This is a genomic window from Streptococcus sp. ELY_137 (assembly GCF_058314515.1).
On record NZ_JBZFUL010000005.1, the window covers coordinates 58,428 to 77,500 of the forward strand.

A 19,073-nucleotide genomic window follows, 5' to 3' on the forward strand; every position below is an offset into this window, starting at 1 on the left:
TTTTCAGGAAACAGTAGTTGATCCACATCAAGCAGGAGAATCTACCCAAGATGCCACTCAGGTCTCTGAGGAAGTTACTTCTCCCCCCAATCAATCAGGACCTTCTCCCTCATCAATTAGTCAGGAAAGTGAGCAAGAAAAGTACAATCGCAGCCTCAAGAAAACACGAACTGGCTTTGGTGCTCGTCTCAATGCTTTCTTTGCGAACTTTCGCCGTGTTGACGAGGATTTCTTTGAGGACTTAGAGGAACTCCTGATTCTTTCAGATGTAGGAGTACAGGTGGCAACCAATTTGACCGAGGAGTTGCGTTATGAAGTGAAGTTGGAAAACGCGAAAAAGTCAGAAGATGTCCGTCGTGTCGTCATTGAAAAATTAGTTGATATTTATGAAAAAGATGGGCAATTCAATGAAGCCATCAACTTTCAGGAAGATCTAACGGTTATGCTCTTTGTTGGTGTCAATGGGGTTGGTAAAACCACTTCTATCGGCAAACTAGCCTATAAATATAAACAAGAGGGCAAAAAGGTTATGCTAGTCGCAGCTGACACTTTTCGTGCAGGTGCTGTCGCCCAGTTAGTTGAATGGGGGCGCCGTGTTGATGTTCCCGTTATCACTGGTCCCGAAAAAGCTGACCCAGCCAGTGTTGTCTTTGATGGGATACAGAAGGCTGTCATGGAAAGAGCTGATATCCTAATGATTGATACCGCTGGCCGCTTGCAAAACAAGGATAATCTCATGGCTGAGTTAGAAAAAATTGGCCGTATTATTAAGCGTGTTATTCCTGAAGCACCGCATGAGACCCTTCTAGCTCTTGATGCTTCAACAGGACAGAATGCCCTTAGCCAAGCCAAGGAATTCTCAAAAATCACCCCTCTAACTGGTTTGGTTCTAACGAAAATTGACGGTACAGCTAAGGGGGGGGTTGTCCTAGCTATTCGTGAAGAGCTAGATATTCCAGTTAAATTTATTGGATTTGGTGAGAAGATTGATGACATTGGGGAGTTCCACTCAGAAGAATTCATGCAGGGACTTCTAGAAGGCTTACTTTAATAAGATGGTACGAAAAAAACGACTGCTTTTATTATATTAAACTCAGTCGTTTTTTTCTCGGTCTTGTCATCTGCCTCTCTAACTGGCGCAGTGCTATGTACGCTGACCTTATTTTCAGAAGATATCACAGCAAAATTTCGCTTTCTTATCTTTCGGTATCAGACCAGTGATAAGTATAAAAAAAGTCTGCCTTTTAAAGCAGACCTTTTTTACTGCCTCATTGGAGAAGCGAGACAGTAAAGAAGTAGTAGTTAGGATGTAATATTTATTATTAGTTTAGATTACTCTTAAAGGTCAAATTAGGAAAGAATGATTACATTGGAAAAAAAATAAAAGTAACCTAGTCTATAATTTATAAATGTTACACCTACTAATAGTATAGCGAAATACTAAAATATGACGATAGGAAAATCCTAAAATGTTATTTTTTACTCTTGAAATGTTATTTTATGATATTTTAATACTAAAATATCATAGGATGGCGGCTTATTCAAAAAACACGGTAGACATAAGGATTTTCTGGCTTAGAAACTTCTTTACAGTCCTCAATGTTTAGAACTGGCAAACTTTGCTGGAGGGTCTGATTATACTCGATACGGATTGTTCCTTTGGCCTCAACCCAAGTGTTGTTGGCAAAGTGTTGGGAACTACCAGTTGTTGAAAGGCCATAAACACCAGAGTCAGCAATACAATGAATAATACCAAAGCGAAAAAGGAACTGATAATCTTTTTGGTTTTGATCATTGTAAATAAAACCAGTATAGCGAACACTTTTACCGACAAATTTATCAGGATAAAGATAAATCAGTTCCATGACTTCCATATAATTCTCAGTTGTAATCGTAATTTCATCTGTTTTCAGATAAGGCTGTATTTCTTTTTGCATCTCAGCCTCGTAAGCTGAGGATGTAAAATAGGCTGACGTATCAGGTTTCAGATATTGGACAGTAGTACCGTCTGCACTAGTTCCTCTAGACGAGCCAGCCGCCAGAGGGAAGCTGTATCCCTTAGCTGATACGGTCGTTGAATTAAGAGTTACAGTCGGAACCAACAAACCAACAGCAACGGGGAAGACTAGTATGACAGGACTGGTTAACTTGGCCCAGTAACCCTTCAAATGACTGTGCAGCTTCATATTTTTCATCCAAATGACCAACTGCACGATGGCTAGGATAAAAGAGAGTACCATAGAGAGATAGGCTAAATAGGAGTAGTGAACATTGATATACTGATTGAGCTTGCCGGAGAGTTGCAAATACATGGTTAACTCAAAATAACCGGCTAAGATTAAAAAGCGAATCATTTATATCACCCCCACAAATAAGCAATACAGAATAATCACAATGCTGGATACGCCGACAAATTGTCCGATAAATCTGGTCTTGAAAGATTTAACCATCATCATAAGATTTTTAATGTCTACCATAGGTCCAATGAGTAAAAAGGCTAAGACAGGTCCGACTCCAAAGGTTGATAGGAGACTGGCGCCAATAAAAGCATCCGCTTCGCTACACAGAGATAGAATAAAAGCCATCAGCATCATAACGAGAATAGCTAGAAGTGGTGTGCTGCCTACGGTATGCAACAATCGGGTTGAGATGTAAATCTGCATGCTGGAAGCGACCAAGCTGCCAAAGATGAGGTAGCGGCCAGTGTCAAAAAACTCGTCGACAGCATGTGCTAAAGCCCGAAAAATTTTCTGTCCGAATCCTAACTGACTAAAGTCCTCCTGCTCATGACCAACAAAGTTATCCTTCAAAATTTTATCATCAACAAAAAAACCAAGCAAGATTCCCAGACTGACCGCCACGATGACTGCTCCTAGCAGACGTAAACTTAAGATATAAAAAGAGTTTCCAAAAGCTGAATAGGTAGCAAAGAGGACGATGGGATTAATAATGGGAGCCGTTGTCAGAAAAGGAACGGCTGTATAGCTGGGAACCTTCTTTTCCAAGAAACGGGTGATGATAGGTACAATTCCACACTCACAGGATGGGAAAATGAAACCAATGAAAGTCCCAAAAATAATTTTCAAAAATTTCTGTTTTGGGAGATACTTATTAACCCGCTCCGGTGTTAGATAGACTTCAATAAAACCTGACAAAATGGATCCTAAAAGGACAAAAGGCAGTGCCTCAATGATAATGGACAAAAAGATGGCCAACCATTGAAGGACACTGTCTGGTAAATTCTGAAAAATAGCCATAAGATTTACTTCTTATCCGCCTGTTTATCTTGCTTTTGCTTGGATTTAGGGTCATCGCCGCCTTCAAAATCAGGGAAGGATGCGAAGTCTTCTAGCATTTTTTCGAGCTCATCTGTTTTTTTATATTGAATAGCCATAACTTACCTCCATATTCTTAGACTCCATTATACTATAAAATACCTGTGAAAGTCTGTTTAAAATCACATAGCCGCTTTGCACTAAAATCACGACAACTTATAGGGATTTATGCCACTGTTGTAAGTAAGCAGTCTCTATCATTATTCACTAAGGGCTTTAAAGAAAAACCTAAATCAAAACTATAACGCAAAATTTTTCTATGATATAATAGACGGTAATCAAATAAGTAAGGTATGAGTGAGTTATGAATCAAAAAGAATGGATAGAGCTTTTTCAGTCAGTCAATGGCCGAAAACCAACTAAGGACGAACTTGTAGCGGCCGCCAAGGCAGGAGTCATAGCTAATGGTAAGAAGCAGCAGCCTGCTAAAGATGCAGCAGATAAGGACCAAAAGAAGGGTGCAGTTTTTTCGAGACCGCCAGTAGACGAGCCTGCTTGGCAGTCTGAACAACATCAGCAACCGCAGACGGCGAGCCAGAAGGAAGTTGAGTCTGCTAAAGCGAAGAAAAGTACCAAAACTACACAGGCTGGTCAAGGTCAGATGAAGTCTCCTTCTGCTAGCAAACAGCAGGAGGCCTACCAAGGGGAATCATCTTCGCTTAACCAGCAGACCTCTAGCCATCGGCAGTCCCCTCAAAATCCTAAGCAGACGGCTCCCAATGCTTCACAGCAGGCAGCAGCTAATCCATCTGGACAATCCATTCGCAGGGCGAGCTTTGGCGGTGTGCACAGGGCTCCGAATACAGCCGCTCAGCCTACACAACCTGTAAATGCTTCATCTGTTCAGGCAGCGACCGCACAAGACCAGCAGCCCTTTAGGCAGCAAGGGCAATCTGTCAGTCAAGCTCAGAAAAAGGCCAAGTGGCCTAAAGTTCTCGCAGCTCTTGTGGCCTTGATTTTTCTAGGTTTGGCTGGTTTAGGCAGTTATGCTTGGTGGCGCAATGATTCCGGTAATATCCAAGGAACCTGGCAGTTGACTAAGTGGGATTATTATAATAAGGAAGAAGGCAGCTGGATGAATGTTCTCAAGCAGTATGAGGATAGTGGCTATACCTATGTTGATTTTATCACTGTTGATGCCGATAAAAGCTTTCAGGAAGATTCTTACTATTATGACAATGGCTATCCATCGCGCCCCTATCTTTCGCTGGGCAGTTACCTAGATAACGCTTACCGAGTGAATCAGTGGGATAAGAAGGTCGAAATCCCATCCTCAGCCAAGGCCTATCGTCAAAAAGTTTCCAATATACTGAAGACTGAATTGAAGGGCTACTATGATTATTTAGATACTGCTGATGTCAATGATGATATTGATAGTATAACAGATACTTATGATTACACTCGTCACTATAAGAAAAAAGACAATACTCTCACCATTACGACTCAGGATAAGAACGGTCGGACTATCTCTAAGGCAGTCTATAGGCGGTTAAGCAGCAGTAAGGCTAAAAAATTAACCAAGACCTTTCAAAATATTCGCCAAAAATTTGAGAAAAACTACCATATAAAATAAGGAACAGCTAATAATTTTAAGAAAGATAGATGAATCAGCGAGAGTAGATCAATCTTTTTACGGTAGTCAAGAACCCTAAGTCCACTCAGGAGCAATTAGCCAAGCTAAAAAATTGGAGCTATTATAATTGAATTAAAAGCTCAGTCTGGTAATTAGATACAGCTAGAAAGCCTTTAGCTGAATAAAGTTATGCTGCTGTCGCTTGTAAATGCTGCGTATACAGTGATTGTAAAACTAATACTCTTTAAGTAGTGTGCAGAAAAGAAAGGCGTCAAGCTGATAATTTCCCGGAAATTCTCTAGCTTAGCGCTTCTTTTTTCAAGCTTACTTTTGTGGTATAATAAGCTGTTGCGAAGTCAAATGATTTCGGGATTCTGATTAAATAGGCCTTGCCGAGGCCAGCTGAGTAATGGTTTCTATGCCCCCTCAGCGATTGAAAGGAAGTCACATGTCTGATAAAACATTTTATATAACCACCCCTATTTACTATCCATCAGGGAAATTGCATATCGGCTCAGCCTATACGACTATTGCCTGTGATGTTTTGGCGCGCTACAAGCGTATGATGAACTATGATGTTTTTTATCTGACGGGGCTGGATGAGCACGGTCAAAAAATTCAGCAAAAAGCTGAAGAAGCTGGCATCACGCCTCAGGCATATGTAGATGGTATGGCAGTAGGGGTCAAGGAACTTTGGAAACTCCTTGATATCTCTTATGACAAGTTTATCCGCACAACTGATGATTATCATGAAAAGGTTGTGGCTGATGTTTTTGAAAAATTGCTGGCGCAAGATGATATTTACTTAGGTGAGTATTCTGGCTGGTACTCTGTCTCTGACGAGGAATTTTTCACGGAAAGCCAACTAGAAGAAGTCTTCCGTGATAAAGATGGTGAGGTCATTGGAGGAATTGCACCATCAGGCCACGAAGTAGAGTGGGTGTCAGAAGAATCTTATTTTCTTCGCTTGGGCAAGTATGCTGATAAATTACTTGATTTTTTCCGCGCGCATCCTGATTTTATCCAGCCGGACGGCCGCATGAATGAAATCATCAAAAACTTCATCGAACCTGGGCTAGAAGATCTGGCGGTATCGCGGACGTCATTCACATGGGGGGTTAAAGTACCATCGAATCCTAAACACGTCGTTTATGTCTGGATTGATGCTTTGCTTAACTATGCGACAGCTTTGGGTTACGGCCAAGAAAACCATGCTAACTTTGATAAATTTTGGAACGGTACCGTTTTTCACATGGTTGGGAAAGACATCTTGCGCTTCCATTCTATCTACTGGCCAATCATGCTCATGATGCTGGATATGAAATTGCCTGAGCGTCTCATTGCCCACGGCTGGTTTGTCATGAAAGATGGTAAGATGTCTAAATCTAAGGGCAATGTCGTCTATCCAGAAATGCTGGTAGAGCGTTATGGACTTGATCCGCTTCGCTATTATCTCATGCGTTCATTGCCAGTCGGATCAGATGGTACTTTCACACCAGAAGATTATGTTGGCCGTATCAACTATGAATTGGCTAATGACCTTGGAAATCTGCTTAACCGTACGGTGGCCATGATTAACAAGTATTTCGGTGGTGAAATTCCTGCTTACGTGGAAAATGTGACAGCCTTTGATGCTGATTTGGCAGCAGTTGTCGCTGAAAACTTGGCAGAGTACCACAAGCAAATGAATGCTGTGGATTATCCGCGTGCGCTTGAAGCGGTTTGGAATATTATTTCTCGCACCAATAAGTATATCGACGAAACGACTCCTTGGGTATTGGCTAAAGATGATGCCAAACGTGATGAATTAGCGGCAGTTATGGCCCACTTGGCAGCCAGCCTGCGCGTGGTAGCTCATCTCATTCAGCCGTTTATGATGACCACCTCAGACGCCATTATGGAGCAGCTCGGTTTGGCTGGCCAATTTGACCTTGAGCATCTTGAGCTTGCAGGACTGCCAGCAGGTGTCAAGGTGGTAACCAAAGGCACACCGATCTTCCCACGTCTGGATATGGACGAGGAAATCGCCTATATCAAAGAGCAAATGGGCGACAGCTCTGCCATGGCTCAAGAGGAAGAAAAGAAATGGGATCCAAGCGAAGTTGAGCTCAAAAACGAGAAAAAAGCCATCAAGTTTGATGACTTTGACAAGGTGGAAATCCGTGTGGCTGAGGTCAAGGAAGTATCAAAAGTAGAAGGCTCTGACAAACTGCTTAAGTTCCGCTTGGATGCAGGTGATGATGAAGACCGCCAGATCCTCTCAGGGATTGCGAAATACTATCCAAATGAACAAGAACTGCTTGGAAAGAAAGTTCAAATCGTTGCCAACCTCAAGCCGCGTAAGATGATGGGCTTGGTTAGCCAAGGCATGATTCTCTCTGCCGAACACGATGATAAGTTGACTCTTTTGACAGTTGATGAATCAGTACCCAACGGCTCAATAATTGGATGATAAAAAGCTTCGGTTACCTAGAGTAAGTAGCCGAAGTTTTTATGCAATTTTAGCTACATTAAAAATCATTTATTTACCTAACCGATAGTGAAAGTTTTCTCCTTAAAATAAAATTATCAAGAACTCTAAAGAAGAGAGACAGGCAAGGATGACGAAGCTAACATAGGAGTTTATTCTAACCTCTCTTAAAAAATGAGAGGAGCTCCTAAAGAAAACGTATCCTTCTCTTAAAGCTATACCGTTTGTGTTATAATAAGTGTACTTCGAATATTAATAATCTTTTAGGAGAAAACAATGAAAAAGAAAATGGTATTAGCTATACTTTTAGGTGCTGTTTTATTACTAATGGCTGGCTGTGGTATTAAAAGGGCGGATTTCAAAGGTAAATGGCATACTCAAAATGAAGCCGGAGAAAAAAGTGTCATGGTCGTTAAGAATAGGACAATAAGTATAACCGGCACTACTGTTGATTATAAATACACTGGCCGCGGAAACAATAATGGCAGCCGCTATATTACCTTTGAATCTGAAGGGAGGTCTTTTACAGTCTTTTTTCCTGAAAAAGACAACAAGACCGCAATTTTACTGCATACCGATGGCAAGGAAGAATTAAAGGGTGATCTACCTTGTGATGAGTAAGTCTGAAAGACCAGATTACGATCAGTATATTAAAAAGTATATGACATTGGCAGAGGATAAATAAGCCCCGTTTGCCCTGCCCGATGGTTGATAATCGGCAAACGGTGACGGACCGGACAACCATGAGATGATACCACAACCCAGAGAGATGAGAAGCGCTAAAAACTTTTGTCAGGGTATACTTTTAGTGGGAGCCTTATGACTAAAAAAATTTTATCCCAGTCCTTCTTTACTATCAAATAGGAAACAAAGTTTTAGGTCAATATCATTGAGACTTGAGAAGCCCTATCATATACTTGTATTTTGAGAGTAACTTCAGCCTAAACGCAAGAGAGGTAAAAAGATGGCAGAAAGACCAGATTTTAGTCCAGAATTATCAAGAGAGCAATTTCAATCATACTACTGGTATAAGGCAGAATTAGAGACGATTTGCCGCCGCTACCACCTGCCGGCCTATGGGACTAAGTCGGAGTTGACCGACTATCTTGGCCGTTTTCTTGATGGTCAATCTCCTGAAGATATTAAAGCAGTGCGGCAACCACCAACATCAAAGACAAGTTTAAGGGCTGATCAAATCACATTGGGCACCAAGCTTTTAGGCAGCGGTTTTAGATTGAATAATCAAGCTCGCCAGTTTTTTGCCACTTACTTTGGCCTTGAAAAATTTTCCTTTAAAAAGGCTATGGCCGTCAAAATGAGAGACGTTCAGGCGAGTCACGATAGGGAAGCCACCGTAGCGGATTTAATCGCTGTTTTGGAAAATCCCACTTCCCTTTCATCTGAACAGCCAGAGGAAAAAACCTATCAGTGGAATCAGTTTGTCAGGGATTTTAGAAGAGATCCGCAATCTAAGAAATACCAATCTCCCCTGACTGTAGCTGCTATTTTGTGGCGTCTCGTGCGCGATTCCCAGTGCGAGAAAGTATATACACCCCAGTTGTTGTTAGAAAATGAGTTTAGGCTTGTCCCTTATTTGAAATCGGAAAAAAGCAACTAAACTAGGTTTTCTATGTTGGCACTGTCTTTCTTAGCCAAGTAAATCATTAGCTCTACTATTTTCCAACACTACAATTAGTCATGTTCATGATAATCATTCTATATTGGAGGAAGCAGATGAAATTAGCCTTATTAGGAACTGGTATGATTGTTAAGGAAGTTTTGCCAGTCTTGCAAACACTTAAAGGAATTGACCTAGTATCAATTCTGTCAACACCGCGCTCCATCGCAAAAGCAGAAGCACTAGCCCAAGCCTATGGTTTGTCGCAAGCAACCAGTAATTATCAAGAAATTCTGAATAACCCTGATGTAGATACCATCTATATCGGTACGCCCAACCATACTCATTATGATTATGCCAAAGAAGCACTCTTAGCTGGGAAGCATGTTATTTGTGAGAAACCCTTTACAATGAAAGCTTCAGAATTGGTCGATTTATCGGCCATCGCTCAGAAGTACCATCTCTTTTTGCTAGAAGCTATCACCAACCAATATTTGGATAATTTTAGCATTATCAAAAGTAGCCTGGAGCAGCTGGGTGAGATTAAAATAGTTGAATGCAATTATTCTCAATACTCATCACGTTATGATGCCTTCAAGCGCGGGGAGATTGCGCCTGCCTTTAATCCCGAAATGGGCGGCGGAGCGCTGCGCGATTTGAATATCTATAATATCCACCTCTTAGTTGGCCTCTTTGGTAAACCTAAGACAGTTCACTACCTGCCAAATATTGAGCGAGGGGTAGATACTTCTGGTATGCTGGCCCTTGATTTTGATCAATTTAAGGCAGTCAGTATCGGAGCCAAGGATTGTACAGCAGATATTCGCACGACTATTCAAGGAACCAAGGGGAATATAAGCCTGATCGGTCCTACCAACAGCATGCCCAAAGTGCTCCTAACCCTCAACGGTCAAGAATCGCAAGACATCACACAGACTGATCCCCACCACCGGATGTATCAAGAATTCCTAGCTTTTGAAAAGATGATCCGCAATCGTGATTTTACCGCAGCTCACCGTGCTCTTAAACATAGTCAAGCAGTGATGGATGTTTTGGATCAGGCTGCAGCAGTTATGTAAACCGGAGCTCTCTTAAAAGAAAGCAGCTGCTTCAGAAATAAGATGGCTATTTAGGAAGAGGTTGAGACAAAAGGCCTCAGCCTTATTTATTTGCAATTCTATGAACTTTGTTCATCTTATTTCCAACTTCCAAAGGTCCCCCGGACCTTTGGAGCTATACGGAGGTGGGTTAAAAAGGTCTACTAGACCTTTTTAATTGAGAAATAAAGCTTGTAAAGCAAGTGTCAAAATGCTCTAGTGGAGTTTGGCAGTCTGGGGATAGACTGCCAAAGCCTGCCACCTAAAAACAGGAAAATGGCAGAAGCCTGAGCCTTAAAATAAGAGAGCGGGACAGAAATCAATAATTCGTGATAAAATCACGATTTTGATTGTCCTCGCTCTCTTATTTTTGCTAGCCTCTCTAGCTGGGGCAAACTAGGAAATTAGCCGAAAATATGATAGACTAGTAGCGATTAAATGAAACTGTATGAATAAGAGCACAAAAAGCCCAAAAGCTCTGTCTTATTGAAAGGAAGAAAATCATGACAAACTATGCAATAATTCTGGCAGCAGGTAAAGGAACTCGTATGAAATCGGACCTGCCTAAGGTACTTCACAAGGTTGCCGGAATTACCATGTTGGAGCATGTCTTTAGAAGTGTCTCTGCAATTTCACCAGCTAAGAATGTAACGGTCATCGGTCACAAAGCAGATATGGTGGAGGAAGTCCTCAAAGACAAGTCTCGATTTGCTCTCCAGACCGAGCAGCTTGGAACAGGACACGCAGTCATGATGGCTCAGGCTGAATTATCGAATTTGGAAGGTCAAACCTTAGTAATTGCAGGGGATACCCCTTTGATTACTGGAGAAAGTCTCCAAGAGTTGATTGATTTTCACGTTAATCATAAGAATGTGGCTACGATCCTAACTGCAACGGCAGACAACCCCTTTGGCTACGGCCGTATTATCCGTAATCAAAATGGGGAAGTCACCAAAATTGTCGAGCAAAAGGATGCAACTGAATTTGAGCAGCAGGTCAAGGAGATTAATACAGGTACCTATGTATTTGACAATAAGCGTCTTTTTGAAGCGCTCAAAAGTATTAATACTGATAATGCTCAAGGAGAGTACTACCTTACGGATGTTATTTCCGTTTTTCGCCAGAGCGGTGAAAAGGTAGGTGCCTTTACTCTGCGCGATTTTGATGAAAGTTTAGGCGTTAATGACCGTGTTGCTCTGGCTACAGCTGAGAACATTATGCGGCGTCGAATCAACCATCAGCATATGGTCAATGGAGTGACCTTTCAAGATCCAGAGACTACCTATGTTGAAGTTGATGTCGAAATTGCCCCAGAGGTGACTGTTGAAGCTAACGTCACCCTCAAAGGTCAGACGAAAATTGGTAGTCGAGCTGTCCTTACAAATGGTAGCTACATCGTGGATTCACAGATTGGTCCTGATGCCATTATCACCAACTCTATGATTGAGCAGTCCACTGTTGAGTCTGGTGTTACCGTCGGTCCTTATGCCCATCTGCGCCCCGACTCTTACCTTAAAGAGGGAGCTCATGTTGGTAATTTTGTTGAAGTTAAGGCATCGACCTTGGGTAAAGAAGTTAAGGCGGGGCACCTGACCTATATTGGTAACGCAGAGGTGGGCAGCGAAGTTAATTTTGGAGCTGGTACTATCATTGCCAACTACGATGGTCAAAGTAAGTATCAAACGACTATCGGTAATAATGTTTTTATCGGCAGCAATTCAACCTTGATTGCCCCTGTCGAATTAGGTGATAATGCTCTGAGCGCAGCAGGTTCTGTCATTTATGAAGATGTACCAGCTGACAGTGTTGCCATTGCCCGTAGTCATCAAGTCAATAAAGAAGGTTACGCAGTCAAAAAACCGCATCACCCATCGCAGAAACAAGGGTAGACTGGCAGAAAGAAGGCAGTGTATGGAATTTGAAGAGAAAACTCTTAGCCGCGAAACAATTTTTGAAGGACAGATTATTACAGTAGCCAAAGATCAGGTGCTGCTGGCAGATGGGCAAACAGCCGGTCGTGAATTGGTCTTTCATAATGGAGCGGTTGCAGTCTTGGCTGTGACGCCGGAGGACAAAATTATCATTGTTAAGCAGTACCGCAAGGCTATTGAACAGGTATCTTATGAAATCCCTGCAGGCAAGTTAGAAGTTGGCGAAGCTGGTCAGGAAGCAGCGGCAGCCCTCCGGGAATTAGAAGAAGAAACGGGTTATACTGGTCGGTTAGAACTCCTCTACCAATTTTATTCAGCCATTGGTTTTTGCAATGAACATATTAAACTCTACTTGGCTAAAGACCTGCAGATTGTTGAAAATCCGCGGGCACAGGATGACGATGAATTTCTTGAACTCTTGGAGCTGAGCTATGAGGAGTGTATGGATCTAGTAAAGTCTGGCCATATTCAGGATGCTAAAACAATCATCGCTCTTCAGTACTTTGCCCTGCATAAAGAAAGTAATAACTAGAAAGGAATCTGCTTATGGGACGGCCCTTGTTAACAGATGAAATGATTAAGCGTGCCAATCGTGGTGAAAGCCTTGATGATGAGTATGTTGATGGTCAAGATACTCAAGTTTTCACAGATTTGGGAGATGGTTATATTGAAGAATGGGATGGTGATTCTCGCTATACTACCTATAAAAGCCGCCGTATTGAAAATGCTAAGCGCGGCGCCTTCCAGTCGAAGTTAAACAAGATTTTGCTTATTGTTCTTATTCTTTTAGCTATCCTTGTTTACGCCATTTTTAAACTCTGAGGAATATCATGAAAATTGGAATTATTGCTGCTATGGAGCAGGAGCTAGAGCTTCTGGTGGAGAAACTTAAACATAAAGAGCAAGAAAAGGTCTTATCGAGTACCTACTATACTGGTAGTCTCGGTCAGCATGATGTTGTTTTAGTCCAGTCAGGTGTGGGTAAGGTGATGTCAGCTATGGCTGTTGCTATTTTAGCAGATCACTTCGCCGTTGATGCGGTTATTAATACTGGTTCGGCTGGTGCGGTAGCAACAGGACTTAATATCGGTGATGTTGTTGTTGCTGATCGTTTGGCCTATCACGATGTAGACCTGACCGCCTTCGGTTACGACTACGGTCAGATGTCTCAGCAGCCTCTTTACTTTGAGAGCGATGCAGAGTTTGTTGCAACCTTCGAGCGGGTCTTAAGGTATCACCACCGGAGTAGTCAGGTGGGGCTAATTACAACCAGTGATAGCTTTATTGCTGGACAAGATAAGATTGAGGCAATTAAATCTCAATTTCCTGATACCTTGGCGGTAGAGATGGAAGGGGCAGCGGTGGCTCAAGCAGCTCACGCTGCGGGCAAGCCCTTCATTGTTATCCGCGCGATGAGTGATACAGCAGCCCACGATGCCAATATCACCTTTGATGAGTTTATTGTTCAAGCAGGTCAAGACTCAGCAGCCGTATTGCTCGATTTCTTAAAGGTGCTCGATTAATTCTTCAGAAAATGCTTTTTAGAATATACCGGCAGATATAACTGCAGAAAAGAAGCTTTCTTTTTCGGGTCCCTGTACTAGCTGTAATGGCTGACGAAAAACTAACAGTTTGAGAGGATCTTTTGATCTTCTTTTATTTTTTTATTCTTTGAAAATCAAAATGGTAGACTGTTGATTTCATTTTACCGTATTTCAGGACACAAGCAGAACTTAAATTGTTTCCACTCTCAATACCCCTCAGATAATTTAAGCTATCTACCGCTTTTTACCTAGCTTGATTTTGATTTTTTTGGGTATTATAACTATCCATGACAAGAAATTAAGATTATATAACAAAAAATTGAAAATCAGCACATTTTCGGATTTTTTATGATATAATACCTTCTGAATAACTCTGCCTAAATGAGGTTAGGGTCATTAGATAAGTAAATAAGAACGGAAAGTTAGAGAGGTCGAGTGAATGGCTAGAAATGGCTTTTTTACAGGTTTGGATATAGGAACAAGCTCGATTAAAGTATTGGTTGCCGAATGGGTTGACGGCCAGATGAATGTCATCGGTGTCAGTAACGTACCAAGTTCGGGTGTGAAAGACGGGATTATTGTTGATATTGAAGCCGCTGCTAATGCTATCAAAGAAGGTATTGAGCAGGCAGAGGAAAAAGCAGGAATCAGCATTGACAAGGTTAATGTCGGCTTACCGGCAAACCTACTACAAATTGAGCCTACCCAAGGTATGATTCCAGTTATTACTGAATCAAAAGAGATTAAAGATGAAGATATAGAGCGTGTAGTGCAGTCAGCCCTGACTAAGAGCATTACACCGGAACGTGAGGTTATTTCGCTGGTTCCGGAAGAATTTATCGTCGATGGCTTCCAAGGAATTCGTGATCCGCGTGGCATGATGGGAATCCGCTTAGAGATGCGCGGCTTGATTTACACAGGTCCAAGCACCATTTTGCACAATCTTCGCACAACAGTTGAACGTGCTGGTGTTTCTGTGGAAACGATTATTATTACCCCGCTGTCTTTAGCCAAGTCTGTCCTAAATGAAGGGGAACGTGAGTTCGGTGCTACAGTGATTGACATGGGGGGTGGCCAAACGACGGTTGCCTCTATGAGAGCACAAGAGCTACAGTACACCAATATCTATCCAGAGGGCGGAGATTTTGTCACTAAGGATATTTCTAAGGTACTGCAAACCTCTATTCAAACAGCTGAAGCTCTCAAGTTTAATTTTGGGACTGCTAACCTAGCCGAAGCTAGTAATAAAGAAACAGCTCAAGTTGAGTGTGTTGGCAGTGATGAGCCGGTTGAAGTGACTGAGCGCTATCTAGCTGAGATTATCACAGCACGTGTTCGCCATATTTTTGACCGTGTAAAACAAGATTTAGAACGTGGGCGACTGCTTGACCTACCAGGCGGTATCGTTTTGGTTGGTGGTGCAGCGATGTTACCAGGTGTCGTTGAGCTGGCTCAAGAAATGTTTGGTACCCAAGTTAAGTTGCATATTCCAAATCAAGTTGGAATTCGCAACCCTATGTTTGCCAATGTTATCAGTTTGGTAGAATATGTCGGTATTATGAGCGAAGTTGACATTATTGCTCAAGGTGCAGTGCTTGGTGAAGAAATGCTGAGACGTAAACCAGTTGTTCCTGTGACGCCCAATGTAGCGCCTCAAACGGTTCAGCCCCAGCCAGCACCCGCTGCCCAGCCGCAACAGCCACAGGCCCCTGCAGGTAATTTCGCAGTTCCTGATCCAGTTCAAGAACAGTCTGCACCGCAGCAGGAGAGTAAGCCAAAGCCTAAAATGGCTGACCGTGTTCGCGGTATCTTTGGCAGCATGTTTGATTAATTTTAAGTGAGGAAGTAAAATGGCATTTTCATTCGATGCTGCATCTGTTCAAGGTGCAGTCATTAAAGTTATAGGTGTCGGTGGTGGCGGTGGAAACGCCATTAACCGTATGATTGAAGAGGGTGTTGCAGGTGTTGAATTTATCGCCGCCAACACTGATATTCAGGCTTTGAGTTCATCAAAAGCAGAAACTGTTATTCAGCTTGGTCCTAAATTAACTCGTGGTCTCGGTGCTGGAGGACAGCCAGAAGTTGGTCGCAAGGCTGCTGAAGAAAGTGAAGAAGTCCTTAACGATGCCTTGCAAGGGGCTGATATGGTCTTCATTACTGCTGGAATGGGCGGTGGTTCTGGTACAGGTGCTGCACCGGTCATTGCCCGTATTGCTAAGGGAATCGGTGCGCTAACCGTAGCCGTTGTTACCCGCCCCTTTGGATTTGAAGGAAATAAACGTGGTAATTTTGCTATCGAGGGTATCAATGAACTGCGTGAGCAAGTTGACACTCTCTTAATTATCTCCAATAATAATCTGCTTGAAATCGTTGATAAAAAGACGCCCCTGCTGGAAGCGCTCAGTGAAGCGGATAATGTGCTTCGTCAAGGGGTTCAAGGGATCACAGATTTGATCACTAGTCCTGGTTTGATTAATCTTGACTTTGCTGATGTTAAGACTGTTATGGCAAACAAAGGTAACGCTTTGATGGGGATCGGTATTGGTTCCGGTGAAGAGCGGATTATTGAAGCCTCTCGCAAGGCCATCTACTCACCATTACTGGAAACAACTATCGATGGAGCAGAAGATGTCATTGTCAACGTTACCGGTGGTTTGGACATGACCTTGACCGAAGCAGAAGAGGCTTCTGAAATTGTTAGCCAAGCAGCCGGTCAGGGTGTTAATATCTGGCTTGGTACGGCTATTGATGAAAGCATGAAGGATGAAATTCGTGTGACAGTCGTTGCTACTGGTGTCCGTCCGGATAAGGTTGAAAAAGTGTCAGGCGTATCGCAGCAGCGAGTTTTCCGCCAAGGCAGCGCTAATCCGGCAGAACCAAGTAGCCCGAGCGGTGGTTTTGAACGCCGCCCATCGAATTTTGAGTTCGATATGGCTGAGCGTCGTGAAATGCCTCAGGCGGCACCGCGTCAGCCCCAGCCTAACCACCAAAGCTCAGCCTTTGGTGACTGGGATCTGCGTCGTGACAACATCAGTCGCCCGACAGAAAATGAACTGGATAGTCAGCTTGATGTTTCTTCATTCTCAGCATCTGATGTTGATACTGGTGATGATGAACTTGAGACACCACCATTCTTCAAAAATCGTTAAGCAATGATGGATTTGCAAGCAAACAAGAATGCGGTTTACGAGCAAGTAGCACAAGCTTGTCATGATGCACAGCGTTCTGCCAGTGATGTGTCAATCCTTGCTGTGACTAAGTATGTTGACAGTGAGACCGCTGGACGCTTAGTGGAACTTGGAGTTAACCACATTGCTGAGAATCGGGTTGACAAATTTCTTGATAAATATCAGAGTCTAAAGGGCAAAGATGTCACTTGGCATCTGATTGGTACCTTGCAAAGGCGCAAGGTTAGAGACATCATTAATTTGGTCGACTATTTTCATGCCTTAGACTCAGTGAAACTTGCCGCAGAGATTCAAAAGCGTGCGGAGCATCCCATCAAGTGTTTCTTACAAGTGAATATATCGGGTGAGCCCAGTAAACATGGCTTTAATCCGGAAGAAGTACAAGAAACTGTCGAACAGCTAGCTGAGTTTGACAGGATTGAGCTTGTTGGTTTGATGACCATGGCACCCATTGATGCTAGTCCAGAAGAATTAGATAGTATATTTAGACAGACAAATGAGTTGAGACAAGTTCTCAAGGAGAGAAAGATAAAGAATATGCCTTTCGATGATTTGAGCATGGGGATGAGCAGGGACTTCCCAATCGCTATCCGCAACGGTTCAACATTTGTCCGAATCGGAACATCATTCTTTAAAGAATAGGAGAGAATATGGCTATAAAAGACAGATTAGATAAACTCGTTTCCTACTTTGATACGGATGATGCTAGCGAAGTAGAAGAAACTCAAGAGGAGGCGCCGCAGGGGCCTCGCCCTGTGCGTTCACCTCAGCAGCAGCAATCACCGCGTCCGCAACAGTCAGCGGCTCAGCCTCAGCAAACTCGACCGCAGCGTGAACGCCCAGTTCAGTCGCAACCGCGTTCGCAGACTCAAGCGCAAACTCGACCAGCACAGGAGGATAATGTTAGAACGATGTCACGCCCTGCTGATGTATCCATTCCGGCTGCAGGTGGAACTACAATTGCTTTGAAATTCCCTAGAAAATATGAGGATGCTCAAGAAATTGTGGATTTACTTATCAAGCACGAATGTGTCTTAATTGATTTTCAATATATGTTAGAAGCACAAGCCCGCCGCTGTTTGGACTTTATTGACGGTGCAAGCCGTGTCCTCTACGGTAGTTTGCAAAAAGTTGGTTCGTCCATGTATCTACTGACTCCTAAAGATGTTGTTGTAGATACCGAAGAGATGAATCTTGCTAATGCTAGTCAAGAGGTCTCTTTTGACTATGATATGAAACGCCGTTAACAATGATTTTTATTATTATAGTTTGTCATCGCTTGATTGAGTTCCTAAGTCTCGTCTTGGTTATTTACGCCCTACTATCGTGGTTTCCAGGGGCGCGAGAGTCACAACTAGGGCGGATTTTAGATAGTTTTGTTGAACCGATTCTGAGACCTTTTCGGCGCTTACCACTACAGTTCGCCGGTCTTGATTTTACAATTGTAGTTGTACTCTTTCTCTTGCAGCTACTGGATCGGCTTATAGCACAACTGATACTCTTCGTGTAATGGCAGAAAGTGATATTTACCAGCATTTCCGCAAGGAAGAAAGAACTTTTATTGATAAGATATTCGACTTGGCCAAAAGGGTTGAGGATACTTACGTTTTTCAAGTGACGGATTTTCTTGACCCTAGGCAAGTTCAGATCGCTCGCAGTGTTCTGGGGCAGATAGGTATAGCTTACTTTGTATCTAGTGATATATATCCGACTGAGTATGCTAAGATTATCTTAGCACCCGATTATTATCAGTTGGATTTAAAAGACTTCAATCTAGCGCTCTTAGAGATAAGTTATAATACCAAATTTAACTATCTGACCCATTCTCAAATTATGGGAAGTTTTATCCATAAACTAGGTATCCAGAGGACCGTTTTTGGTGATATTATCTTAGCTGATGGTTGCGCTCAAATTATTGTTAACCGTTCTATGCTTGGTTACTTTATGATGGTCAAAAAAATTGGCAAAGCGGCAGTAACCATTAAGGAAGTGGATTTTTCACAATTATTGAACAGGGAGCATAAGGTCAAAGAACTTGATATCTTAGTATCTAGTATGAGGCTTGATAAGGTGCTTGCGTCAGTCTTTAAATTATCTCGTGCTCAAGCTACTAAGCTCATTGAGCAAGAGAAGGTTAAGTTAAATTATGGTGTTATAACAAGACCAGCAGAATTGTTGGAATTGGGAGATTTGGTCAGTGTACGAGGCTTTGGCCGCTTTGAGCTTGACCATGATAATGGCTTGTCCAAGAATCAAAAGTATAAGCTGTCTATCAAAAAATACGCCAATAAATAAGGGGATTAGCTTGCTTCGACTT

At 42.5% G+C, this 19,073-nt stretch carries 18 protein-coding genes and 1 pseudogene; 16 read left to right on the forward strand and 3 right to left on the reverse strand.

Features of this window, described 5'->3' with window-relative positions; translation table 11 throughout:
- Positions 1–115: 115 nt before the first annotated feature.
- Positions 116–1,051: pseudogene (gene ftsY, locus AC4HAO_RS05250) on the forward strand (signal recognition particle-docking protein FtsY); the annotation flags it as partial.
- A gap of 490 nt (positions 1,052–1,541) precedes the next feature.
- Here the strand turns inward: ftsY and AC4HAO_RS05255 are convergent.
- Genes AC4HAO_RS05255 through AC4HAO_RS05265 form a run of 3 tightly spaced genes read right to left on the reverse strand, consistent with a single transcriptional unit; the run spans position 1,542 to position 3,394 of the window.
- Positions 1,542–2,354: a TIGR03943 family putative permease subunit gene (locus AC4HAO_RS05255; protein WP_491092581.1), complete on the reverse strand. Its 813-nt coding sequence runs from the start codon at positions 2,352–2,354 to the stop codon at positions 1,542–1,544.
- A complete protein-coding gene (locus tag AC4HAO_RS05260; RefSeq protein ID WP_491134788.1) occupies positions 2,355–3,257 on the reverse strand; it encodes a permease in 903 nt (300 codons plus the stop codon).
- Positions 3,258–3,262: 5 nt separating this feature from the next.
- Complete coding sequence (locus AC4HAO_RS05265; protein WP_491092578.1) at positions 3,263–3,394, reverse strand: SPJ_0845 family protein; 132 nt, start codon at positions 3,392–3,394, stop codon at positions 3,263–3,265.
- A gap of 245 nt (positions 3,395–3,639) precedes the next feature.
- Between AC4HAO_RS05265 and AC4HAO_RS05270 the strand changes: the two genes are divergently transcribed.
- From AC4HAO_RS05270 to AC4HAO_RS05340, 15 genes are all read left to right on the forward strand, one after another.
- Positions 3,640–4,908, forward strand: a complete 1,269-nt coding sequence (locus tag AC4HAO_RS05270; protein ID WP_491134789.1) for a hypothetical protein — start codon at positions 3,640–3,642, stop codon at positions 4,906–4,908.
- A gap of 448 nt (positions 4,909–5,356) precedes the next feature.
- Positions 5,357–7,360, forward strand: a complete 2,004-nt coding sequence (gene metG, locus AC4HAO_RS05275) for a methionine--tRNA ligase (RefSeq protein ID WP_491134790.1) — start codon at positions 5,357–5,359, stop codon at positions 7,358–7,360.
- Between the two features lie 294 nt (positions 7,361–7,654).
- Positions 7,655–7,999, forward strand: coding sequence for a hypothetical protein (locus AC4HAO_RS05280; protein WP_491134791.1), 345 nt, complete (start codon positions 7,655–7,657; stop codon positions 7,997–7,999).
- 343 nt (positions 8,000–8,342) lie between these two features.
- Entirely contained in the window at positions 8,343–8,996 is a 654-nt protein-coding gene (locus tag AC4HAO_RS05285; protein WP_491134792.1) for an SAP domain-containing protein, read from the forward strand.
- A gap of 116 nt (positions 8,997–9,112) precedes the next feature.
- Positions 9,113–10,075 carry a Gfo/Idh/MocA family protein gene (locus AC4HAO_RS05290; RefSeq protein WP_491092572.1) on the forward strand — a complete coding sequence of 321 codons (963 nt, stop codon included), beginning with the start codon at positions 9,113–9,115 and terminating at the stop codon, positions 10,073–10,075.
- Between the two features lie 521 nt (positions 10,076–10,596).
- Entirely contained in the window at positions 10,597–11,982 is a 1,386-nt protein-coding gene (gene glmU / locus AC4HAO_RS05295) for a bifunctional UDP-N-acetylglucosamine diphosphorylase/glucosamine-1-phosphate N-acetyltransferase GlmU (protein WP_491092571.1), read from the forward strand.
- 22 nt (positions 11,983–12,004) lie between these two features.
- Positions 12,005–12,556 carry an NUDIX domain-containing protein gene (locus AC4HAO_RS05300; protein WP_491134793.1) on the forward strand — a complete coding sequence of 184 codons (552 nt, stop codon included), beginning with the start codon at positions 12,005–12,007 and terminating at the stop codon, positions 12,554–12,556.
- Positions 12,557–12,597: 41 nt separating this feature from the next.
- A complete protein-coding gene (gene macP, locus AC4HAO_RS05305; protein ID WP_491134859.1) occupies positions 12,598–12,846 on the forward strand; it encodes a cell wall synthase accessory phosphoprotein MacP in 249 nt (82 codons plus the stop codon).
- Positions 12,847–12,854: 8 nt separating this feature from the next.
- Positions 12,855–13,547, forward strand: coding sequence for a 5'-methylthioadenosine/adenosylhomocysteine nucleosidase (locus AC4HAO_RS05310; RefSeq protein ID WP_491092568.1), 693 nt, complete (start codon positions 12,855–12,857; stop codon positions 13,545–13,547).
- 460 nt (positions 13,548–14,007) lie between these two features.
- Complete coding sequence (gene ftsA, locus AC4HAO_RS05315; RefSeq protein ID WP_491092567.1) at positions 14,008–15,399, forward strand: cell division protein FtsA; 1,392 nt, start codon at positions 14,008–14,010, stop codon at positions 15,397–15,399.
- Positions 15,400–15,418: 19 nt separating this feature from the next.
- Entirely contained in the window at positions 15,419–16,717 is a 1,299-nt protein-coding gene (ftsZ, locus tag AC4HAO_RS05320; RefSeq protein ID WP_447451575.1) for a cell division protein FtsZ, read from the forward strand.
- Positions 16,718–16,723: 6 nt separating this feature from the next.
- Positions 16,724–17,398 (forward strand): YggS family pyridoxal phosphate-dependent enzyme, encoded by a 675-nt coding sequence (locus tag AC4HAO_RS05325; protein WP_491134860.1) that lies wholly within the window; start codon positions 16,724–16,726, stop codon positions 17,396–17,398.
- An 8-nt stretch (positions 17,399–17,406) separates the two neighbouring features.
- Positions 17,407–18,003: a cell division protein SepF gene (locus tag AC4HAO_RS05330; RefSeq protein WP_491092566.1), complete on the forward strand. Its 597-nt coding sequence runs from the start codon at positions 17,407–17,409 to the stop codon at positions 18,001–18,003.
- Between the two features lie 2 nt (positions 18,004–18,005).
- Positions 18,006–18,266 carry a YggT family protein gene (locus AC4HAO_RS05335; protein WP_447451573.1) on the forward strand — a complete coding sequence of 87 codons (261 nt, stop codon included), beginning with the start codon at positions 18,006–18,008 and terminating at the stop codon, positions 18,264–18,266.
- Entirely contained in the window at positions 18,266–19,051 is a 786-nt protein-coding gene (locus AC4HAO_RS05340) for a YlmH family RNA-binding protein (RefSeq protein ID WP_491092565.1), read from the forward strand. The genes AC4HAO_RS05335 and AC4HAO_RS05340 overlap by 1 nt, the downstream gene beginning before the upstream one ends.
- Positions 19,052–19,073: the final 22 nt, after the last annotated feature.